The sequence below is a fragment of the Halobacillus trueperi genome (assembly GCF_003386945.1).
GTDB lineage: Bacteria > Bacillota > Bacilli > Bacillales > Halobacillaceae > Halobacillus > Halobacillus aidingensis.
In genome coordinates this window covers 1-17,923 of sequence record NZ_QUAE01000035.1, presented here as the reverse complement: position 1 = coordinate 17,923, position 17,923 = coordinate 1, and the positions used below count along the sequence as shown (strand labels likewise).

Here is a 17,923-nt window from a genome sequence, read left to right as displayed (position 1 = left end):
CGGTTTATACGATCGGCGAGTATTCCAAGGCTATATCGGATGCCGTAGACAAACAATACCCTTCCATTGAAACGCATCATTTTACAGAAAAACAAACGTTAAGTCATCACGTCCGCAAAAAGCTGACAGCGGACACCGTCGTACTCATCAAAGCTTCCAGAGGAATGAAACTAGAAGAATTACTTGAAAATCTCGTGGATTGATCGATAGGCGATGATGATGGAAAAGGAGGAGAACTACACATGAACGAATACATACTACTAATCACTATGGCTATTTCATTCGCAATCACTGTTGTGATCTCGCCGATGATCATCCCTTTTTTGAGAAGGTTGAAGTTCGGTCAGGCTATTAGGGATGAGGGCCCTGAATCCCACCAGAAAAAATCCGGAACTCCCACGATGGGAGGGGTGATGATCATTGTAGCTGTGGTCATCACCACCATCCTTGCATCCTTTTGGTTCACCCCGGACACTGGGAACACACAATTGTTCCTCGTGTTATTTGTGTTAGTCGGGTATGGGCTGCTTGGGTTCCTGGATGATTATATTAAAGTGGCGATGAAAAGAAACTTGGGCCTTACGTCGAAACAAAAAATGCTCGGGCAGATCGTTATTGCCCTCGTTGTTTATTTCATTCTTAGAAATTCGGATTTCCCAACGTATATCAGTATTCCCGGCACAACCTTTGAGGTAGACCTTGGCTGGGGATATGCTTTGCTGATCCTGTTTATGCTCGTTGGTGCTTCGAATGCTGTGAACCTGACGGATGGCCTTGATGGACTGCTGGCAGGAACGGCAGCTATCGCTTTTGGCGCATTCGCTATTCTAGCGTGGACAGGTCAGATGAATGTTGAAATTACCATTTTCTCTCTAGCTATTGTCGGAGCGTTGCTTGGTTTTCTCGTGTTCAACGCTCACCCGGCGAAAGTCTTCATGGGAGATACAGGATCGCTTGCATTAGGTGGAGCGATCGCTATCATCGCCATCTTAACGAAACTTGAACTCATTCTTGTCATCATCGGCGGTGTGTTTGTCCTTGAGACCCTGTCTGTGATCATTCAGGTCATCTCTTTTAAAACGACAGGTAAACGTGTCTTTAAAATGAGTCCGCTTCATCACCATTATGAATTGAAGGGCTGGTCTGAATGGCGTGTCGTAACGACATTCTGGGCTGTAGGACTTGTCTTCGCTGTGATCGGTATTTATATTGAGGTGATGTTCGGATGAAAAAATTAAAGAACTTTCCATACAAACAAGTTCTCGTACTAGGACTTGCGAAAAGTGGTACAGCAGCTGCTGAGTTATTCTTAGACAGCGGCATCCATGTACGAATTAATGATTTGAAGGCTGATCAAAATGATCCTGCTGTACGTCAGTTGATAGAAAAAGGGGCAGAGGTCATCACGGGAGGACACCCGCTGTCCGTATTGGATGACGTGGATTACCTCGTTAAGAATCCAGGCATCCCTTATGAAAATCCTGTCATCGCAGAAGCGGAGGAACGCAATATTCCGGTCGTTACCGAAGTGGAATTGGCAAGCTTCCTCCATGAAGGCCCACTAGTAGCTGTGACAGGCTCGAACGGGAAAACGACAACGACGACGTTGATCCATGAAATGATTCAAGCCGATCAGCAAAAGGTTTCGCTTGCAGGGAATATCGGGCATGTCTCTTGTGAGGTGGCGAGAAGCACGGATGCAGATGAAACGATGGTAACCGAACTTTCATCCTTTCAATTGCTTGGGACGGAAAAATTCCATCCTGAGATCGCGGTGTGGCTCAACCTTTATGAAGCACACCTTGATTATCACCATACGTTAGAAAATTATCATCAGGCGAAGGCGAAAATAACAGCGAATCAGACAGCTGATGATACATTGGTCTACAATGCGGATGATGAAAGTATCGCCAGGTTTTTGCCTGATGTGAAAGCGAAACGCGTGCCTTTTTCCATTAGTAAAGAAGGGGAAGGCGCCTGGGCTGATGATACATTCATTTACTTTGAAGACGAACGAATCATGAAAAAACAGGATATCGTTTTAGTGGGGGAACAAAACCTGCAGAACATCCTGGCTGCCGTAGCAGCGGTGAAAGTCAATGGAATACGCAACAAGGCGATTGTTGATGTATTGACAACCTTTGCAGGAGTTGAACACCGCCTGCAATTCGTGACGAAAAAGAATGGACGTTTATTCTACAATGATTCAAAAGCGACGAATATTTTAGCGACCTCTTATGCGCTGAAATCATTTGAGAATCCAGTTATCCTGCTCGCGGGTGGACTTGACCGGGGGACGAGCTTCGAATCACTGATTCCACACATGAAAGGCGTCAGAGCAATGGTCGTGTTTGGAGAAACGGCTGATCAATTAAGCGAAACGGCTCGGGAAGCTGGCATTGAGAAAGTCACTAAAGTAGAAACGATGCAGGAAGCCGTCGATCAGGCATACCAATACTCTGCCGAGGACGATGTCATCCTGCTCTCACCTGCTTGTGCGAGCTGGGATCAGTATCGTACTTTTGAAGAAAGAGGTCACATGTTTATCCAAGCTGTGCATAAGCTCTAATAAGGGCTTTGTGCGACAAGCTTAAGCCCTGTTTTCCACTTAGATGGGAGGTAGGGCTTTTTTTATGGAAGAAAAAAAGCCGGATTTATGGTTGATTGCCGCCATACTCGGAATTTTGATCATCGGGGTCGTGATGGTTTACAGTTCATCGAGCATCTGGTCCGAATATAAGTTTGATGATCCGTGGTTTTACGCAAAAAGGCAGATTCTTTTTGCAACCGCCGGTCTGATTGCCATGGTTGTGTTATCCAGAATCCCGTACTATGTATGGCATGGGCATTCAAAGATGATAATGATCATTTGCCTGGTATTTCTCGTGCTCGTACTCATTCCCGGAGTGGGTATGGTCCGCGGAGGTGCACGAAGCTGGATTGGGGTGGGGATGTTCAGCATCCAGCCATCAGAATTTATGAAACTTGGTTTGATCCTTTTCCTTGCGCGCTTTTTATCGGAACGCCAAAAACTCATGAACTCTTTCCAACAAGGCTTCCTGCCAGCTCTAGCATTGATTTTGTTTCCGTTCGCACTCATTATGCTTCAACCCGACCTGGGGACAGGCGTCGTCATGGTAGGGACATGCCTTGTCATGTTGTTTACAGCAGGCGCACGCATCAGCCACTTTATGTGGATTGCCGGCGCGGGAGCAGCAGGAATGGTCGGATTGATTGCTTCTGCTCCTTATCGTATAAAAAGGATCACTGCGTTCCTGCATCCATGGGAAGACCCTTTAGGAGCAGGGTTTCAGATCATCCAGTCTTTATATGCGATCGGCCCGGGCGGTTTAATGGGATTAGGGTTAGGAAACAGCATGCAAAAGTTTTTCTATCTGCCTGAACCTCAGACGGACTTCATTTTTGCGGTACTTGCTGAAGAACTAGGATTCCTTGGTGGACTTCTCGTCCTTGGTCTTTTCTTTATTCTTTTATGGCGGGGGATTCGAGCAAGTCTTCTCGCCCCGGACCTTTTCGGCTCATTACTTGCCCTTGGCATTGTAGGAATGATTAGCATTCAAGTCATGATCAATATCAGTGTAGTCACAGGGTTGATTCCTGTTACCGGAATTACCCTTCCGCTTGTCAGCTATGGAGGGTCATCCCTCACATTAACGCTCGCATCCCTGGGATTACTCCTCAGCGTCAGCCGCTTCTCTACAAAATAAAAAGGCCATGGACCCCCATGGTCTTTTATATTTTGTAATATATTTGTTTAACAATATGGCAGGATTGCGAAAGACTTGATTTCGAGACTTTTGTTTAGTGAATGGGGGCTTAGGGGAATGACTCGCTTTCCGCGGGGCCCCACACGAAGTGGGGTCGTTCGATGTTGGCACAGGACGTGCCGAACTTAATCGAACTTCCTCTATTCTCTTGAGTCTCCTCCGATTCCGTCCTGCGGGGTCTCACCAAGCACTTTTTTTCCGCAAGAGTCTCCCCATTCCCAACCACCCCTGACGCTCAAAAAAAGGCAAACGAACCACGAAACATCTCGAAATCGAGTCTTCCACAATCGGGAGCGAGTGTTGAAGGTGGAAATAAAGAAGAATTTCTTATTGGAAGTTTAGCATAGATGGAGAATGGGTAAACGAATTTAGCGAAATCACTTGAGCCCCATCGAAATGCGGGTTTTCCTGTAATAAAATTGATAGGAAACTAGTAAAACTCTATCAATATTTAACTCTATTTTTGTGATATAATGGGAAACGTATAGATGTAGAGTAAGCTCGGCATCTTTTAGAGGAACATCATTCTTTCAAACAGCTAGGACAAACAGCGTAAAGGGTGTCTAGCAATAAGGAGAAATGCCCGTTATGGAAGAGAGAAAAGTGGTTTCCATAGAAGATCGCATACCAAAATTGAAACAGACGAGGCGGAAAAAAGCCAATCGTCGCCTGATTCTGTATTTGACTATTCTATTTCTGCTGATTGCGACGGTCATTTATCTCCAGTCGCCACTCAGTAATGTTCGTCATATAGTTGTGGAAGGTGAGTACCACGTATCTGAGGAAGAAATTATCGAGCTTGCCGGAGTCACAACATCCACGAATTATTGGAGAGTCGATGAAGAAGAGATGAAACAGCAGATCGAGTCGCATCAAGAAATCACCTTTGCTTCCATCGACCGTTCCTTCCCGAACAATGTCCAGATTGAAGTGAAGGAAGCGGAACGAATCGGTTACGTCAAACAGGATGGTGCCTTTCATGCCATTCTTGAAGATGGATCTCGCTTGGATGGACAAACGGCTCTCCCTGGAGGAGATGCTCCAATCCTTGTCGGGTTCAATAAGGAAACGTATCTGAAAGAAATCTCTCAAGAGTTGAAAGAACTGCCTTCAAGTGTAAGCAGTCTCATTTCGGAAATCCATTGGGACCCACGTGACGGGAATCCATATCAAATTCTTCTTTACATGAATGATGGGTATCAAGTGCAGGCCTCGATCCGCAGTTTTGCCGAAAAAATGCCGGCTTATCCTTCCATCGTTGCACAGCTTGATGAAGGAGCTGAAGGGATCATACATATCGATGTAGGGGCCTATTTCGAGGAATATCCTGAATCGGGGGAAGAAGAAGAGGCGCAAGGTGACTCAGGAGCAGGTGAGGAAGAGGAGAATACGGATGAAGAGGCTTAAAGGAAAACCGATCATCTTATCTCTTGTCCTTCTTATCTCCGGTTTTCTTGTTAGTTACAGCTATCAACTGACAAAGAGTTCACCACAGATGGTTCAACTGAACGATTCGCAATGGGAAAAAGAATACTTTTATCAACAACAGCTGCTGGAAATGGAAAAAAGGAACAAGCAGCTGCGTGAGGAGTTAAAAGGCAAACGGCATACGATTCAAGACTTCGAGAATGAGATGGCGGATCGTGAACAGGTGGTAGCCGACTTCGTCGAACGTAAAAAGAAGCTTCAGATGCTGAATGGTGAGGTTCCGATTAAAGGCCACGGGGTGGAAGTCGTTCTAAGCGATGCGGAATATATACCAGATGAAGATCAGGTGAATCAGTATATCGTTCATGAAAGTCATATTCACAGTGTGATCAATGAACTTCTCAGCGCTGGAGCAAAGGCCATTGCCATCAATGGACAAAGGTATATGAGAGATAGTTATATTGCATGTACAGGACCGGTCATTACTGTGGACGGCGTTCAACACCCGGCTCCGTTCGTCATTTCTGCGATCGGGGACCCGGAGGTTCTTCATTCAAGCCTTAACCTGACCAGAGGTGTCGTCGATCAGCTCCTCAACGAAAATGTTGATGTGCAATTATCGAAAGTAAATCAATTGGAAATGAAGGCAAGGCTATCCGCCGAAGGGTGATCAACATGAAGCGAAGAACACAGTGGCTGCTATCCACCGTTTTTCTATTGATTGGATTCATGGTGGCTGTACAGTTTCAAACGACCTCCCATGAAACGGAGATGCGAGATACAAGAGATGTATGGGAAGTGCGAGAAGATCTGAAGACCCAGCAGGAACACCAACAGGACCTCTTAGAGAAAATTGCTGGGGCTGATCAGACCATTGAAAATTATGAAAAGCAGACGTCACGCGAACAAGTGGAGACATTGAAATCTTCCATTGAGTCTTTGGAGAAGAAGATAGGTCTTCAGAAAAAAAGGGGGGCAGGCGTGGAACTGACCATCCGTCCTATTTTTGAAGAGGGTGCTGACGGGCAGGAATATCCCAGCGTTTCCCCTCATCTTCTCAGTCGACTTTTAAATGAACTGAACACATATGGAGCTGAAGATATCAGCATAGGGAATGAACGATTGACAAATCTTTCCCCAGTGAGGGATGTAAATGGATCGACCTATGTGAATAATCGGCCAATCGGTTCGCTTCCGCTGACCATTAGGGTGCTGGCTGAAGATCCTGAAAAATTGCAGGATCACATGAAAGCAAGCCCCACACAAGATATATTCAATATCGACAATATGGAGATTGTTTTTGAAGTGAAAGAACAATTGGTGCTTCCCAAGTACGATGATCCACTCCATTTAGAAATTTTAGAAGAAGCTGGTGGTTAATTTGTGGTTACCCCTTTTATTTCTGATCATCGGTGTGACCCTCGGCATCTTGACGGATATCCGTATCCCGGATGCCTATTCCGATTATTTATCCATTGCTGTGCTTGCCGCTTTTGACACGCTTCTTGGTGGGATCAGGGCACAGTTAGAAAAAACGTTCGATGACACTGTTTTTCTGACCGGTTTCTTTTTTAACATTACACTCGCTGCATTACTTGCCTTCCTCGGTGTTCAATTAGGCGTGGATCTTTATCTTGCAGCAGTCTTTGCCTTCGGTGTACGGTTGTTCAGGAACCTTGCTATCGTCAGAAGAATTGTCATCGACCAAAAATTGCTAACAAAATTCAGAAAAAAATAAACGTATTTAAGAGGAAATTCACGAAACCCTGTGGAAAACAACATAGGAGCGAGTTTTTTCTCTCATATTCCAAGGATATACCCCATGGAATATATCATTTCATTTACGTTTGTATTTCAAAGATTGTATTTTAAGCGTGAATTCGATATGCTTTGAACTACTTATATGGCTTGCTACAGGAGGTGCGTCACTGGTGAATCAAAATGAAATTTTAGTAAGTTTAGATATAGGCACAAGTCGAATCAAAGTGATTATAGGAGAAATTATGAATGATAACCTCAATATTATTGGGGTGGGAACAGCTAAATCGAACGGCATGAAGAAAGGCGCGATCGTAGATATCGATCAAACGGTCCATTCGATCCGCTCAGCGGTCGAACAGGCCGAACGCATGGTGGATATGAAAATCGATCGTGTCGTTGTGGGTGTGAATGGCAATCATATTCAATTGCAGCCATGCCACGGTGTTGTCGCCGTTTCCAGTGAAAGCAGGGAAATTGGAAACGAAGACATTACTCGAGTAATCGATGCAGCTCAAGTGGTATCTGTGCCGCCGGAAAGAGAGATTATCGACGTGATTCCTCGTCAGTTTATCGTAGATGGTCAGGATGAAATCACAGACCCACGAGGAATGATCGGCGTACGTCTTGAGATGGAAGGTATGATTATTACCTGTGCCAAAACCGTTTTACATAATACTTTGAAGTGTGTAGAACGAGCAGGTTTGGAAGTATTGGATGTTTGTTTGCAGCCGCTAGCTTCTGGAACTGTCTCGTTATCCGGTGATGAAACGAATCTAGGCGTAGCGCTAATCGATGTCGGAGGTGGCTCTACGACGATCTCGGTATTTGAAGAAGGACATTTGAAAGGAACGAGCATGATTCCTTTTGGTGGTGACAACTTAACGAAAGATTTGTCGATCGGCCTGAGGACTTCTACGGAAGAAGCAGAGCAGGTGAAAATGGAACACGGTCACGCATTTTTTGATGATGCGAATGAAGAGGAAAATTTTTCTGTCACGATTATTGGAAGTAATCGTCAACAGGCATTCAATCAATTGCAAATCTCTGATATGATTGAAGCTAGACTAGAAGAAATTTTTGTCTTTGCTGCCCAGGAGATCCAACGCATGGGTGTGCGCGAACTTCCGGGAGGCTTTGTACTGACCGGAGGTACGATGAACATGCCTGGTGTTCTTGAGTTAGCGCAGGATGTTTTCCACGCAAACGTAAGACTGGCGATTCCGGATTACATCGGAGTAAGAGAACCGCAGTTTACGAGTGGGGTAGGAATCTTGCAATTCGCCTATCGTAATGCGAAAATACAAGGCAAAGAGATCTTTCCATCTGTAACTGAAGAATTTCAGGAAAAGCCTCAACCTAAAAAGCAAAAACGTGCGACCAAGCAACAACCGAAAGAAGAAACAGAGAAACCAGAGAAGAAAAAAGAATCAGGTTTCAGTAATCTCTTGAAGTATTTCTTTGATTAATGAACAAGTTTGAGTCGGTCAAGGGACGGACGAACCAATAAATCTTGTAATCTCGTGTATTAGGAGGAACGTAAGATGTTAGATTTTGATACAAGCATGGACCAACTAGCAACGATTAAAGTAATCGGAGTAGGTGGCGGCGGAAGCAACGCCGTTAACCGTATGATTGAGCATGGTGTCCAAGGCGTTGAATTCATCGCCGTCAATACGGATGCACAAGCGCTTAACCTTTCAAAAGCAGAAGTAAAAATGCAAATCGGTGGAAAACTGACTCGTGGACTTGGTGCAGGTGCGAATCCGGAAGTCGGTCGTAAAGCCGCAGAAGAAAGTAAAGAACAAATCGAAGAAGCCCTCCAAGGTGCAGACATGGTCTTCGTTACTGCAGGAATGGGAGGCGGAACAGGTACAGGGGCCGCTCCCGTTATCGCCCAAGTGGCCAAAGAGCTAGGCGCTCTAACTGTAGGTGTTGTCACTCGACCATTCACGTTTGAAGGACGTAAGCGTTCTACACAAGCGAGCGGTGGTACAGAAAGCCTTAAAGGCGCGGTTGATACACTGATTGTCATCCCAAATGACCGTTTGCTTGAGATCGTCGATAAGAATACGCCAATGCTTGAAGCGTTCCGTGAAGCGGATAACGTCCTTCGTCAAGGTGTACAAGGTATTTCCGATTTGATTGCCGTACCAGGATTGATCAACGTGGACTTTGCCGACGTGAAAACAATCATGGTCGACAAAGGATCCGCTCTTATGGGAATCGGTATTGCGACAGGAGAAAATCGTGCGGCTGAAGCAGCCAAAAAGGCGATCTCCTCTCCATTGCTTGAAACTTCCATCGACGGTGCACACGGCGTCCTGATGAACATCAGCGGCGGTGCCAACTTGAGCCTATATGAAGTTCAGGAAGCGGCTGACATCGTAACTTCTGCAGCAGATCAGGAAGTAAACGTCATCTTCGGTTCTGTGATCAACGAAAACCTGAAAGATGAAATCGTTGTTACCGTTATTGCTACAGGTTTCGATGAAGCACAAATTGCTCAAGGTCAACAGAAAAAGCGTCCAACCGTGAACCCTGTGAACCAGCAAAAGCAAGTAGAACAACAACAGCCAGAGCGTAACGTACGAGAGGAACAACCACCTCGTCGTCAAGCTCCGCCACAACCACAGAACAAGCCGAATCAAGAAGAAGACACGCTTGATATCCCGACGTTCCTGCGTAACCGCAACCGTCGTCGATAAAATAACCACCCAAACCCGCCACACATTCCAGTGTGGCGGGTTTTTTATTTCCCCTTTTTGTACTTTCCATCCTAAATAATTATTCAAGATAATGGCAGGGTTGTGTAAGACTCAGTTTCAAGACTTTTGTCGAGTGGATGGGGGCTGCGGGGAATGAGTCGCTTTCCGTGGGAGCGCGGTGAGCCTCCTCGGACTGCGTCCTGCGGGGTCTCACCATGCACTTTTTTCCCACAGGAGTCTCCCCATTCCCCTCCGCCCCTTTACCATGTAAGTGTCTCGAAACCACTTCTAGATTAAGCAGCCATTCAGCTTGATGGATTTGTAAGAATAAACTCCCATACTCAGGTGTTAGAATCCTGAAAACTTAATACAGAGCGCTTTATGCTTCTAACAGTGGGATCGTGGAAGGCAAATCCAACTTGGTAAAGGGGTTCGTTACTCACCTATATCGAAAGGGGTGGTTGGGAAGCTGCGAGACTCCCGTGGGAGAAGGAGGTAGGCGAGATCCCGCAGGACGTAGTCCGAGGAAGCTTGCCACTCCCCCACAGAAAAGCGAGTAGCTTCCCAACCACCCCTGACGCCCCACACGGCAACGAACCCCGAAAACACCTCGAAACTGAGTCTTCAAGAAAAGGGAGCGTTTGTTGAATAAAGGAGTTCTTTCCATCCTTCTACAAAACTTGCTAGCGAGTAGTTCAGATTGTGACAGACTTTTTATCCGGACGGGCTTATACTTTCAGTACAGCAGATAAAGAGGAGGGGGGAGAGGGGATCATTTATCTTGATGCTGTCTGGTTGCTCAACCTTTTGATGGATGGCATGATCTTATCGCTTACGCAGGGGATTACGAGAGCGAAATCATCGAAAACGAGAATGATCACTGGGGCTTTTGTCGCCTCAACGATTGTCCCGATTAGCATTTATATGCCGGATTCCTGGCTCGTTGGAAGCTTCGGGAAAATCTTTTTTTCGATGTTCATCATCTGGGTGGCCTTTTCCTACACCTCTCTCCGCGCATTTTTTGTCCAGTGGATCAGTTTTTATTTTATTACCTTCGCCATCGGTGGAAGCATGATGGGGGTTCATTATTTTCTTGCGACAGAGATCAGCTTACAAGGGGGTTCAATCGTAACATTCAGTGGTGGTTATGGAGACCCGGTCAGTTGGTTGTTTGTAGTCATTGGTTTTCCTTGTTCCTTTGTTTTTACAAAATGGCGCTTGAATCAAGTCAGCGTCCATAAGATGAAGCTTGAGGATATTTATGATGTGACGGTGGAGTGGAATGGCAGGACCGCCCATTGCAAAGGTTTAGTGGACAGCGGAAACCAGCTCGTGGATCCGGTCAGTCGGAAAATGGTTTTTCTCGCCGATTCTTTTTTATGGGAACAATTTTTCTCAAAGGAACAGCTCCAGCAGCTGGAAGTGGATCATGTCGTAACCGCTTTAGCGGACTTACCGGATGATATTCAATCCTCTGTTCGGCTTGTCCCCTATCAGGCGGCAGGGGTTACAGGACAGTTGCTTGTGACGTTACTGGTGGATAAGATTACGGTTAAAACAGAGGCAGGAAACTTGGAAATGAAAGCACCTCTATTAGGGGTGCAGCAACAGGATTTGACACACGATCGATTATATCAAATGCTCATCCATCCGCACTTAATGGTCAAAGGCAAATCAGCGTGATTTCAGGAGGGGGATTCCATGTTCAAATGGTTCTTTAAAGCGCGGCTATGGTATTATCGCTTACTTATGAAGCTCGGAATCAAACAAGATGAGATTTATTATATTGGTGGAAGTGAAGCTCTGCCACCACCATTATCTAGAGAAGAAGAGAGAGAATTGCTTGAACTTCTTCCAAAAGGGGATAAGGCGGCACGTGCGATGCTCATCGAGCGGAATTTAAGACTTGTCGTTTATATCGCCAGGAAGTTTGAAAACACGGGGTTGAACATAGAAGATTTAATTAGTATTGGAACTATCGGACTCATCAAGGCGGTAAACACGTTTGATCCGGAAAAGAAAATCAAACTCGCGACCTACGCTTCCCGCTGTATAGAAAATGAAATTCTCATGCATCTTAGAAAAAGCAATAAGTTAAAAACGGAAGTATCCTTTGATGAGCCATTGAATGTGGATTGGGACGGAAATGAACTTTTATTATCTGATATTTTAGGAACAGACGAGGATTTAATTACGAAGGGCATCGAAAAGAAAATCGACAAGAAGTTACTTAAATCAGCGCTTGAACAGTTGAATGACCGTGAAAAACAAATCATGGAACTCCGTTTCGGATTGATTGGAAAAAAAGAAAAAACGCAAAAAGATGTGGCAGACATGATGGGCATCTCACAGTCATATATATCAAGGCTTGAGAAGAAGATTATCCGCCGGCTGCAACGTGAATTCGACAAAATGGTCTAACAGACGACGACCCGTTGATGCATAATTTTCCCACCCAGGGAGATACTGAGAACTGATTACAGCTTCCTGGGAGGGTCTTACATTGACACGACATAAAGTAGAGATATGCGGCGTAGATACATCAAAACTTCCGGTACTGAAAAATGCAGAAATGAGAGACCTGTTTGAACGCTTGCAAAGTGGAGAGCTGGAGGCAAGAGAAAAGCTGGTAAATGGCAACCTCCGCCTCGTCTTATCCGTTATTCAGCGTTTTAACAATCGCGGAGAGTATGGAGACGATTTGTTCCAAGTTGGATGCATCGGTCTCATGAAATCCATTGATAATTTTGATTTAAGCCACAATGTGAAATTTTCTACTTACGCTGTACCCATGATCATTGGTGAAATTCGCAGGTACTTAAGAGACAACAACCCGATTCGTGTTTCCAGATCCTTACGCGACACAGCTTACAAAGCTTTGCAGATGCGTGAGAAAATGATCAGTGAGACGAGTAAAGATCCGGCTCCTCATGAAATTGCTGAAAGAATGGGAGTCCCGCACGAAGATGTAGTCTTTGCGATGGATGCCATCCAGGATCCCGTATCCCTTTTCGAACCGATCTACAACGACGGCGGTGATCCGATTTTCGTTGTTGATCAATTGAAAGATGACCGAGAAAAAGATTCGGTGTGGCTCGATGAACTATCGCTCAGAGAAGGAATGAAGAAACTGAACGACCGAGAGAAAATGATTTTGACGAAGCGCTTCTTCCAAGGAAAAACGCAAATGGAAGTGGCCGAAGAAATCGGAATCTCGCAAGCCCAAGTGTCGCGACTAGAAAAAGCGGCCATCAAAGAAATGAATTCAACTATGTTCCAATGAACCCTTAGCTTCTGCTCATGCAGAAGCTTTTTTTAATGCCCCGACTTCCTCTTCTTCCACAAACGCTCCCGTTTGTGGAAGAATCAGTTTCGAGATGTTTTCGGGCTTCGTTTGCCATAATGGGACCCAGGGGCGGTTGGGAAGTTACTCGCTTTCCAGTGGGGGAGCGCCGAGCTTCCTCGGACTGCGTCCTGCGGGATCTCGCCTATCTCCTTCTCCCACGGGAGTCTCGCAGCTTCCCAACTACCCCGATTGATGTATGTGAGAAACGAATCCCTATTCCAAGATGGGCTGTCTCCTTCCCGATCAGAAGCAGTTATAAAACGCTCTATATCAAGCTTTCACATCAAGAATAGAGGCCATAGTATATATATTTCCACTTTAGCTGTGAGTAGGAGCAAATGATTCCAGAAGCTGTTACGAGACCCTTATTTGACTAGGGGCGGAGGGGAATGGCGAGACTCCTGCGGGAAAAAAGTGCATGGTGAGACCCCGCAGGACGCAGTCCGAGGAGGCTCACCGCGCTCCCGCGGAAAGCGAGCCATTCCCCGCAGCCCCATCCACTTATACAAAACTCTCGAAACTGAGTCTTCCACAATCCTGCATATACTTGAATACGGTTTTGAGTAAATGGGTGGAATCCTTTTCTCTGTTTTCTAATTTGTTGATTCTATGCATATAGTGGGAGTAAGGAGAGTGAGGAGAAAATGAAAATCACGGAACTGCAAATGAAAGACGTTATTGCGATGGAAACAGGAGAAAGACTGGGCTATATAAGCGACCTTGATATCGATACACAAAGAGGCCGTCTCAAGGGACTCGTCCTCACTATGAAGGGGAAGGCGATGGGACTTTTCGGGAAAGAAGAAGAGATGACGATTCCGTGGGACCAAATCGTAAACATCGGGGCTGATGTCATTTTAGTGAAAAAAAATGGCTATAAAAGTATTTCTACGGTTCAAAAGACAGAATCAGACGAATAAGAGAAGAAATTGGATGAAAAATGTGTTAAAATGGAGTGAAATTGAGGTGGTGTTCAAATGGAACCTTTCCAATCACATTCCATTAGACAGATGACTTGTTTTCATTCCCACCAGAATGTGACTGCAGGATTGACAACACGTCAGGGCGGACATAGTGAAGCCCCTTTCGATTCGCTGAACATGGGGCTCCATGTATCCGATAAAAAGGATGATGTGTTGAAAAATAGACGAGCGATTGCCGAGGAGATCGGCATTCCACTTTCCAGATGGGTGATCGGTGAGCAGGTTCATGGCACCGAGGTCGCTTCTGTAGATCAGAGGAATGGCGGAGCTGGTACTATTTCCTTACAAACGGCCGTCTCAAACGTTGATGGATTGATTACCAATGAGAAAAATCTGGTACTTGGGGCTTTTTTTGCTGATTGCGTACCGTTATATTTTTCAGATTCTGAATCAGGATGGGTAGGAATTGCTCATGCTGGGTGGAAGGGAACAGTAAACGGAATGGCAGGAAAGATGATTCGAGCGCTTCAAGAAAAAGGGTGTAAGCTCGAAGACATACAAGCCGTCATCGGACCGTCCATTGGTATGCAACATTATGAGGTGGATGACCATGTCATCAGCTTCATTCCTGAAAACTACAAAAAAGAATGTGTGATGAGTAAAGGAAAAGGGAAATATCAATTAGACCTGAAAGTTCTTCACCGGAGAATGATGATTGAAGAAGGCTTGAAGGAAGACCATATTCAAATGACTGATTTTTGTACATACGAGGAAGAAAAAACGTTTTATTCCCACCGGCGCGATCAGGGAAGCACGGGGCGTATGCTTGGGTTTATCACGCTTCGAACTTGATGAGCGGGAAGGAGTTCTAACATGTCGGTTGAAGGTAACTTAGCAAAAATTAATCAACAAATTGAACAAGCTTGTAAAAATAGTGGACGACCTAAAAATGAAATTACCCTTATAGCTGTGACCAAATACGTCACTACTGAACGTGCACAAGAAGCGCTCGAGGCAGGGATCAAACATCTTGGGGAAAACCGGAAAGAAGGCCTTTTGGAAAAATACGAGGAAATCGGTGATCAGGCCACCTGGCATTTTATTGGGACCCTGCAGTCGAGAAAAGTAAAGGATGTAATCGGACAAGTCTCCATGATCCACTCTCTTGACCGGAAGTCCCTCGCTAAAGAAATAAACAAAAGGGCCAGCTGTCCGGTCCCATGTTTTATTCAGGTCAACATTAGTGAAGAGGAATCCAAACATGGGTTAGCTGCTTCAGAGGTTGAATCCTTTATAGAAGTGTTGAGTCATTACGAAAATGTCAAAGTGGTCGGACTGATGACAATGGCCCCGCATACGGATGACGAAGAAAAATTGCGCGGTGTATTCCGCCAATTGAGGGCACTAAGAGATCGCATCAGGGATAAAGGGTATCGTCATGCCCCCTGTGAGTATTTATCCATGGGAATGAGCAACGACTTTGCACTGGCGATTGAAGAAGGAGCGACACATATCCGTCTTGGTTCCAGTCTTGTCGGTGAATAAATAAAATCAGAGGTGATGAAAATGAGCATGAAAAATAAATTTCGTTCGTTTTTCACGTTGGATGATGAATACGAGTACATTGAGGAAGAAGTGGAAGATGATTACGAAGAAGAGGCTGCACAGCGTCAACGAGCGACGAAGAAACAGGAGCCGGGCAATGTAGTCAGTTTGAAAAGTGCTAAATCCTCATCAAAAATGGTATTGAGTGAGCCGAGCAGCTATAACGAAGCCCAAGACATTGCTGATCAGCTGGTAAATCGCCGGGCGGTTGTAATCAATCTACAGCGTGTCGATCACCATCAGGCAAAACGGATTGTAGATTTTTTAAGCGGAACGGTATATGCTATAGGTGGAGATATTCAGAAACTCGGAACACAAACATTTCTTTGTACCCCTGATAACGTTGAAATTTCAGGGTCTATTTCAGAAATGATTGCTCAAGAAGACGATGATATAAACAGAAGGTGGTAAGACATGGCGTTTTTGTTTCAGATTTTAATGACTGCACTACAAATTTACAGTTGGATTCTCATTATCTACATTCTGATGTCCTGGTTTCCTGGGGCGCGTGAATCCAGTTTCGGAGAAGTCCTTTCCCGGTTGGCTGAGCCTTTCCTGGAGCCTTTCCGAAAAATCATTCCTCCACTAGGTATGATTGACATTTCGCCGATTGTGGCTATTCTCGTCCTGAACTTTGCACGAGCAGGGTTAGGCGAATTATATTACATCATTATGGGATTATAAGTCGAGGAACAGATCAGAGAGCACATCTTTATGTTCTCACATCTGTTCCTTTTGGTAGTTATGGAGGTTTTTTAGGTGGATATCTATCAGCACTTTCGAAAAGAAGAAAAGCCATTCATTGATCAAGTCTTATCTTTTCGCGAAGATGTAGCTCTTAAATATCAGCGGAAGCTGACAGATTTTCTCGACCCGAGGGAGCAGATGATCATGAAGGCGATTATGGGGAATGACCTGGATCTAATATACGGATTGGAAGGTGGGGCGGAAGCTAGTGAACGAAAACGAGCCATCCTCGCTCCCGATTATGAGATCATTGAAAAAGAAGACTTTCAACTGACATTATTGGAAGCTTCCTATCCTCAAAAATTTGTTACGCTGGAACATCGCGATGTTCTGGGTGCATTCATGTCGTTAGGGATTCGCAGAGAGAAAATGGGAGACCTTGTTGTCCAGGATGGAACGATTCAAATTACAGCAGCCTCTGAGATTAGTGACTACATTAAAATGAACCTAACCGGCATCAAACGATCCAACGTACAGTTTGATGAAAAACCATTATCTGCACGCATAGAGAGCAATGAAACATGGTCCACGAAACAAACGACCGTTTCTTCTTTACGTCTGGATGTGATGGTCAAGGAAATTTACGGAATGTCCCGTAATAAGGCATCTATGTTCATTGAAGCGGGCCAAGTGAAGGTCAATTTCCGTACTGTAGAAGACGCTTCTTTTTCATTAGAGGAAGGCGATCTCATTTCTTTACGTGGAAAAGGGAGGAGCCGGCTTGATGAAGTGCTGGGTGAAACGAAGAAAGAAAAATATAAAGTGATGACATCAAAATTAAATTAATGCAGCAGCAAAGAAGGATAACGTAGGTTCCTGTCGAATTTATAAATATAGATAGATGCTTTGGGGAGGTGGATGGTGTGCCATTAACACCACTGGATATTCATAACAAAGAATTTACTCGCGGTTTCAGAGGATATGATGAAGATGAAGTCAATGAATTTCTCGATCAAGTCATCAAAGATTATGAAATCGTCATACGTCAGAAAAAAGAGCTTGAACGCGAAGTCAGTCAATTGAACGAACGTCTAGGTCACTTCAACGATATCGAGACGACGCTCAATAAATCAATTCTCGTCGCTCAAGAAACCGCAGAAGACGTAAAAAACAGTGCGAATAAAGAATCGAAATTAATCGTTAAAGAAGCAGAAAAGAATGCCGATCGTATTATCAATGAAGCACTTGAAAAATCACGCCGCATTAATATTGAAGTAGAAGATATGAAAAAGCAGGCGAAAGTTTTCAAAACAAGACTACGTATGCTGGTAGAAGCTCAAATCGATATGATCGATAACGATGACTGGGATCATCTGTTCGATACAGAGCTTGATGATGAGAAAGAAGTAAAGCGTAAAATGGAAGAGGAATACAGCTCCCAGCCTTAATTCCATCCCGTACATACGGAAATCATACTTTCATATTAACCAAGGTGCCGTTCCCACAAGAACGGCACCTTTTCTCTTCCATCCATGTTAAGCAAACTGGCAGGATTCTTGAAGACTCAGTTTCGAGATGTTTTTGAGTGGATGGGGCTGCGGGGAATGACTCGCTTTCCGCGGGAGCGCGGTGAGCCTCCTCGAGCTTCGCTCTGTGGGGTCTCACCAAGCACTTTTTTCC

Annotated in this window: 19 protein-coding genes and 1 pseudogene; all 20 read left to right on the top strand. The window is 44.9% G+C overall.

Features of this window, described 5'->3' with window-relative positions:
- A pseudogene (locus DYE48_RS20280) lies at positions 1–203 on the top strand (UDP-N-acetylmuramoyl-tripeptide--D-alanyl-D-alanine ligase); the annotation flags it as partial.
- 39 nt (positions 204–242) lie between these two features.
- Positions 243–1,229, top strand: coding sequence for a phospho-N-acetylmuramoyl-pentapeptide-transferase (gene mraY / locus DYE48_RS20275; protein ID WP_089652811.1), 987 nt, complete (start codon positions 243–245; stop codon positions 1,227–1,229).
- Positions 1,226–2,569, top strand: coding sequence for a UDP-N-acetylmuramoyl-L-alanine--D-glutamate ligase (murD, locus tag DYE48_RS20270; protein ID WP_115825125.1), 1,344 nt, complete (start codon positions 1,226–1,228; stop codon positions 2,567–2,569). The genes mraY and murD overlap by 4 nt, the downstream gene beginning before the upstream one ends.
- A 64-nt stretch (positions 2,570–2,633) precedes the next feature.
- A complete protein-coding gene (gene spoVE, locus DYE48_RS20265; protein ID WP_115825124.1) occupies positions 2,634–3,728 on the top strand; it encodes a stage V sporulation protein E in 1,095 nt (364 codons plus the stop codon).
- Between the two features lie 648 nt (positions 3,729–4,376).
- Positions 4,377–5,195, top strand: coding sequence for a cell division protein FtsQ/DivIB (locus DYE48_RS20260; protein WP_089652815.1), 819 nt, complete (start codon positions 4,377–4,379; stop codon positions 5,193–5,195).
- Positions 5,182–5,886 carry a DUF881 domain-containing protein gene (locus DYE48_RS20255; protein WP_115825123.1) on the top strand — a complete coding sequence of 235 codons (705 nt, stop codon included), beginning with the start codon at positions 5,182–5,184 and terminating at the stop codon, positions 5,884–5,886. Before DYE48_RS20260 ends, DYE48_RS20255 begins: the two co-directional genes overlap by 14 nt.
- Before the next feature lie 5 nt (positions 5,887–5,891).
- A complete protein-coding gene (locus tag DYE48_RS20250) occupies positions 5,892–6,596 on the top strand; it encodes a DUF881 domain-containing protein (RefSeq protein ID WP_115825122.1) in 705 nt (234 codons plus the stop codon).
- Position 6,597: 1 nt separating this feature from the next.
- Positions 6,598–6,954: a small basic family protein gene (locus tag DYE48_RS20245; RefSeq protein WP_089652818.1), complete on the top strand. Its 357-nt coding sequence runs from the start codon at positions 6,598–6,600 to the stop codon at positions 6,952–6,954.
- 193 nt (positions 6,955–7,147) lie between these two features.
- Positions 7,148–8,443, top strand: coding sequence for a cell division protein FtsA (gene ftsA / locus DYE48_RS20240; RefSeq protein WP_089652819.1), 1,296 nt, complete (start codon positions 7,148–7,150; stop codon positions 8,441–8,443).
- Positions 8,444–8,518: 75 nt separating this feature from the next.
- Positions 8,519–9,682 (top strand): cell division protein FtsZ, encoded by a 1,164-nt coding sequence (gene ftsZ, locus DYE48_RS20235; protein ID WP_089652820.1) that lies wholly within the window; start codon positions 8,519–8,521, stop codon positions 9,680–9,682.
- Positions 9,683–10,384: 702 nt separating this feature from the next.
- A complete protein-coding gene (gene spoIIGA, locus DYE48_RS20230) occupies positions 10,385–11,365 on the top strand; it encodes a sigma-E processing peptidase SpoIIGA (RefSeq protein ID WP_244199494.1) in 981 nt (326 codons plus the stop codon).
- A gap of 18 nt (positions 11,366–11,383) precedes the next feature.
- A complete protein-coding gene (sigE, locus tag DYE48_RS20225) occupies positions 11,384–12,103 on the top strand; it encodes an RNA polymerase sporulation sigma factor SigE (protein WP_089652821.1) in 720 nt (239 codons plus the stop codon).
- Between the two features lie 82 nt (positions 12,104–12,185).
- Positions 12,186–12,965: an RNA polymerase sporulation sigma factor SigG gene (gene sigG, locus DYE48_RS20220; protein ID WP_115825121.1), complete on the top strand. Its 780-nt coding sequence runs from the start codon at positions 12,186–12,188 to the stop codon at positions 12,963–12,965.
- Positions 12,966–13,672: 707 nt separating this feature from the next.
- Positions 13,673–13,948, top strand: coding sequence for a YlmC/YmxH family sporulation protein (locus DYE48_RS20210; protein ID WP_089652824.1), 276 nt, complete (start codon positions 13,673–13,675; stop codon positions 13,946–13,948).
- Between the two features lie 57 nt (positions 13,949–14,005).
- Positions 14,006–14,803, top strand: a complete 798-nt coding sequence (pgeF, locus tag DYE48_RS20205) for a peptidoglycan editing factor PgeF (RefSeq protein WP_115825119.1) — start codon at positions 14,006–14,008, stop codon at positions 14,801–14,803.
- A gap of 21 nt (positions 14,804–14,824) precedes the next feature.
- Complete coding sequence (locus DYE48_RS20200; RefSeq protein WP_089652826.1) at positions 14,825–15,496, top strand: YggS family pyridoxal phosphate-dependent enzyme; 672 nt, start codon at positions 14,825–14,827, stop codon at positions 15,494–15,496.
- 21 nt (positions 15,497–15,517) lie between these two features.
- Positions 15,518–15,967, top strand: coding sequence for a cell division protein SepF (locus DYE48_RS20195; protein ID WP_115825118.1), 450 nt, complete (start codon positions 15,518–15,520; stop codon positions 15,965–15,967).
- A gap of 3 nt (positions 15,968–15,970) precedes the next feature.
- On the top strand, positions 15,971–16,240 hold the full coding sequence (locus DYE48_RS20190; RefSeq protein ID WP_089652828.1) for a YggT family protein: 270 nt from the start codon (positions 15,971–15,973) through the stop codon (positions 16,238–16,240).
- 75 nt (positions 16,241–16,315) lie between these two features.
- Complete coding sequence (locus tag DYE48_RS20185) at positions 16,316–17,089, top strand: YlmH family RNA-binding protein (protein ID WP_115825117.1); 774 nt, start codon at positions 16,316–16,318, stop codon at positions 17,087–17,089.
- Between the two features lie 77 nt (positions 17,090–17,166).
- A complete protein-coding gene (locus DYE48_RS20180; RefSeq protein WP_115825116.1) occupies positions 17,167–17,691 on the top strand; it encodes a DivIVA domain-containing protein in 525 nt (174 codons plus the stop codon).
- Positions 17,692–17,923 lie beyond the last annotated feature (232 nt).

Bases quoted from the DNA above. Each gene is read 5' to 3' on its own strand.
- spoVE (WP_115825124.1), top strand. From the start codon at position 2,634: ATGGAAGAAAAAAAGCCGGATTTATGGTTGATTGCCGCCATACTCGGA.
- DYE48_RS20195 (WP_115825118.1), top strand. From the start codon at position 15,518: ATGAGCATGAAAAATAAATTTCGTTCGTTTTTCACGTTGGATGATGAA.
- mraY (WP_089652811.1), top strand. From the start codon at position 243: ATGAACGAATACATACTACTAATCACTATGGCTATTTCATTCGCAATC.
- ftsZ (WP_089652820.1), top strand. From the start codon at position 8,519: ATGTTAGATTTTGATACAAGCATGGACCAACTAGCAACGATTAAAGTA.
- DYE48_RS20260 (WP_089652815.1), top strand. From the start codon at position 4,377: ATGGAAGAGAGAAAAGTGGTTTCCATAGAAGATCGCATACCAAAATTG.
- sigE (WP_089652821.1), top strand. From the start codon at position 11,384: ATGTTCAAATGGTTCTTTAAAGCGCGGCTATGGTATTATCGCTTACTT.
- DYE48_RS20250 (WP_115825122.1), top strand. From the start codon at position 5,892: ATGAAGCGAAGAACACAGTGGCTGCTATCCACCGTTTTTCTATTGATT.
- murD (WP_115825125.1), top strand. From the start codon at position 1,226: ATGAAAAAATTAAAGAACTTTCCATACAAACAAGTTCTCGTACTAGGA.
- pgeF (WP_115825119.1), top strand. From the start codon at position 14,006: ATGGAACCTTTCCAATCACATTCCATTAGACAGATGACTTGTTTTCAT.
- DYE48_RS20210 (WP_089652824.1), top strand. From the start codon at position 13,673: ATGAAAATCACGGAACTGCAAATGAAAGACGTTATTGCGATGGAAACA.
- DYE48_RS20255 (WP_115825123.1), top strand. From the start codon at position 5,182: ATGAAGAGGCTTAAAGGAAAACCGATCATCTTATCTCTTGTCCTTCTT.
- DYE48_RS20190 (WP_089652828.1), top strand. From the start codon at position 15,971: ATGGCGTTTTTGTTTCAGATTTTAATGACTGCACTACAAATTTACAGT.
- DYE48_RS20200 (WP_089652826.1), top strand. From the start codon at position 14,825: ATGTCGGTTGAAGGTAACTTAGCAAAAATTAATCAACAAATTGAACAA.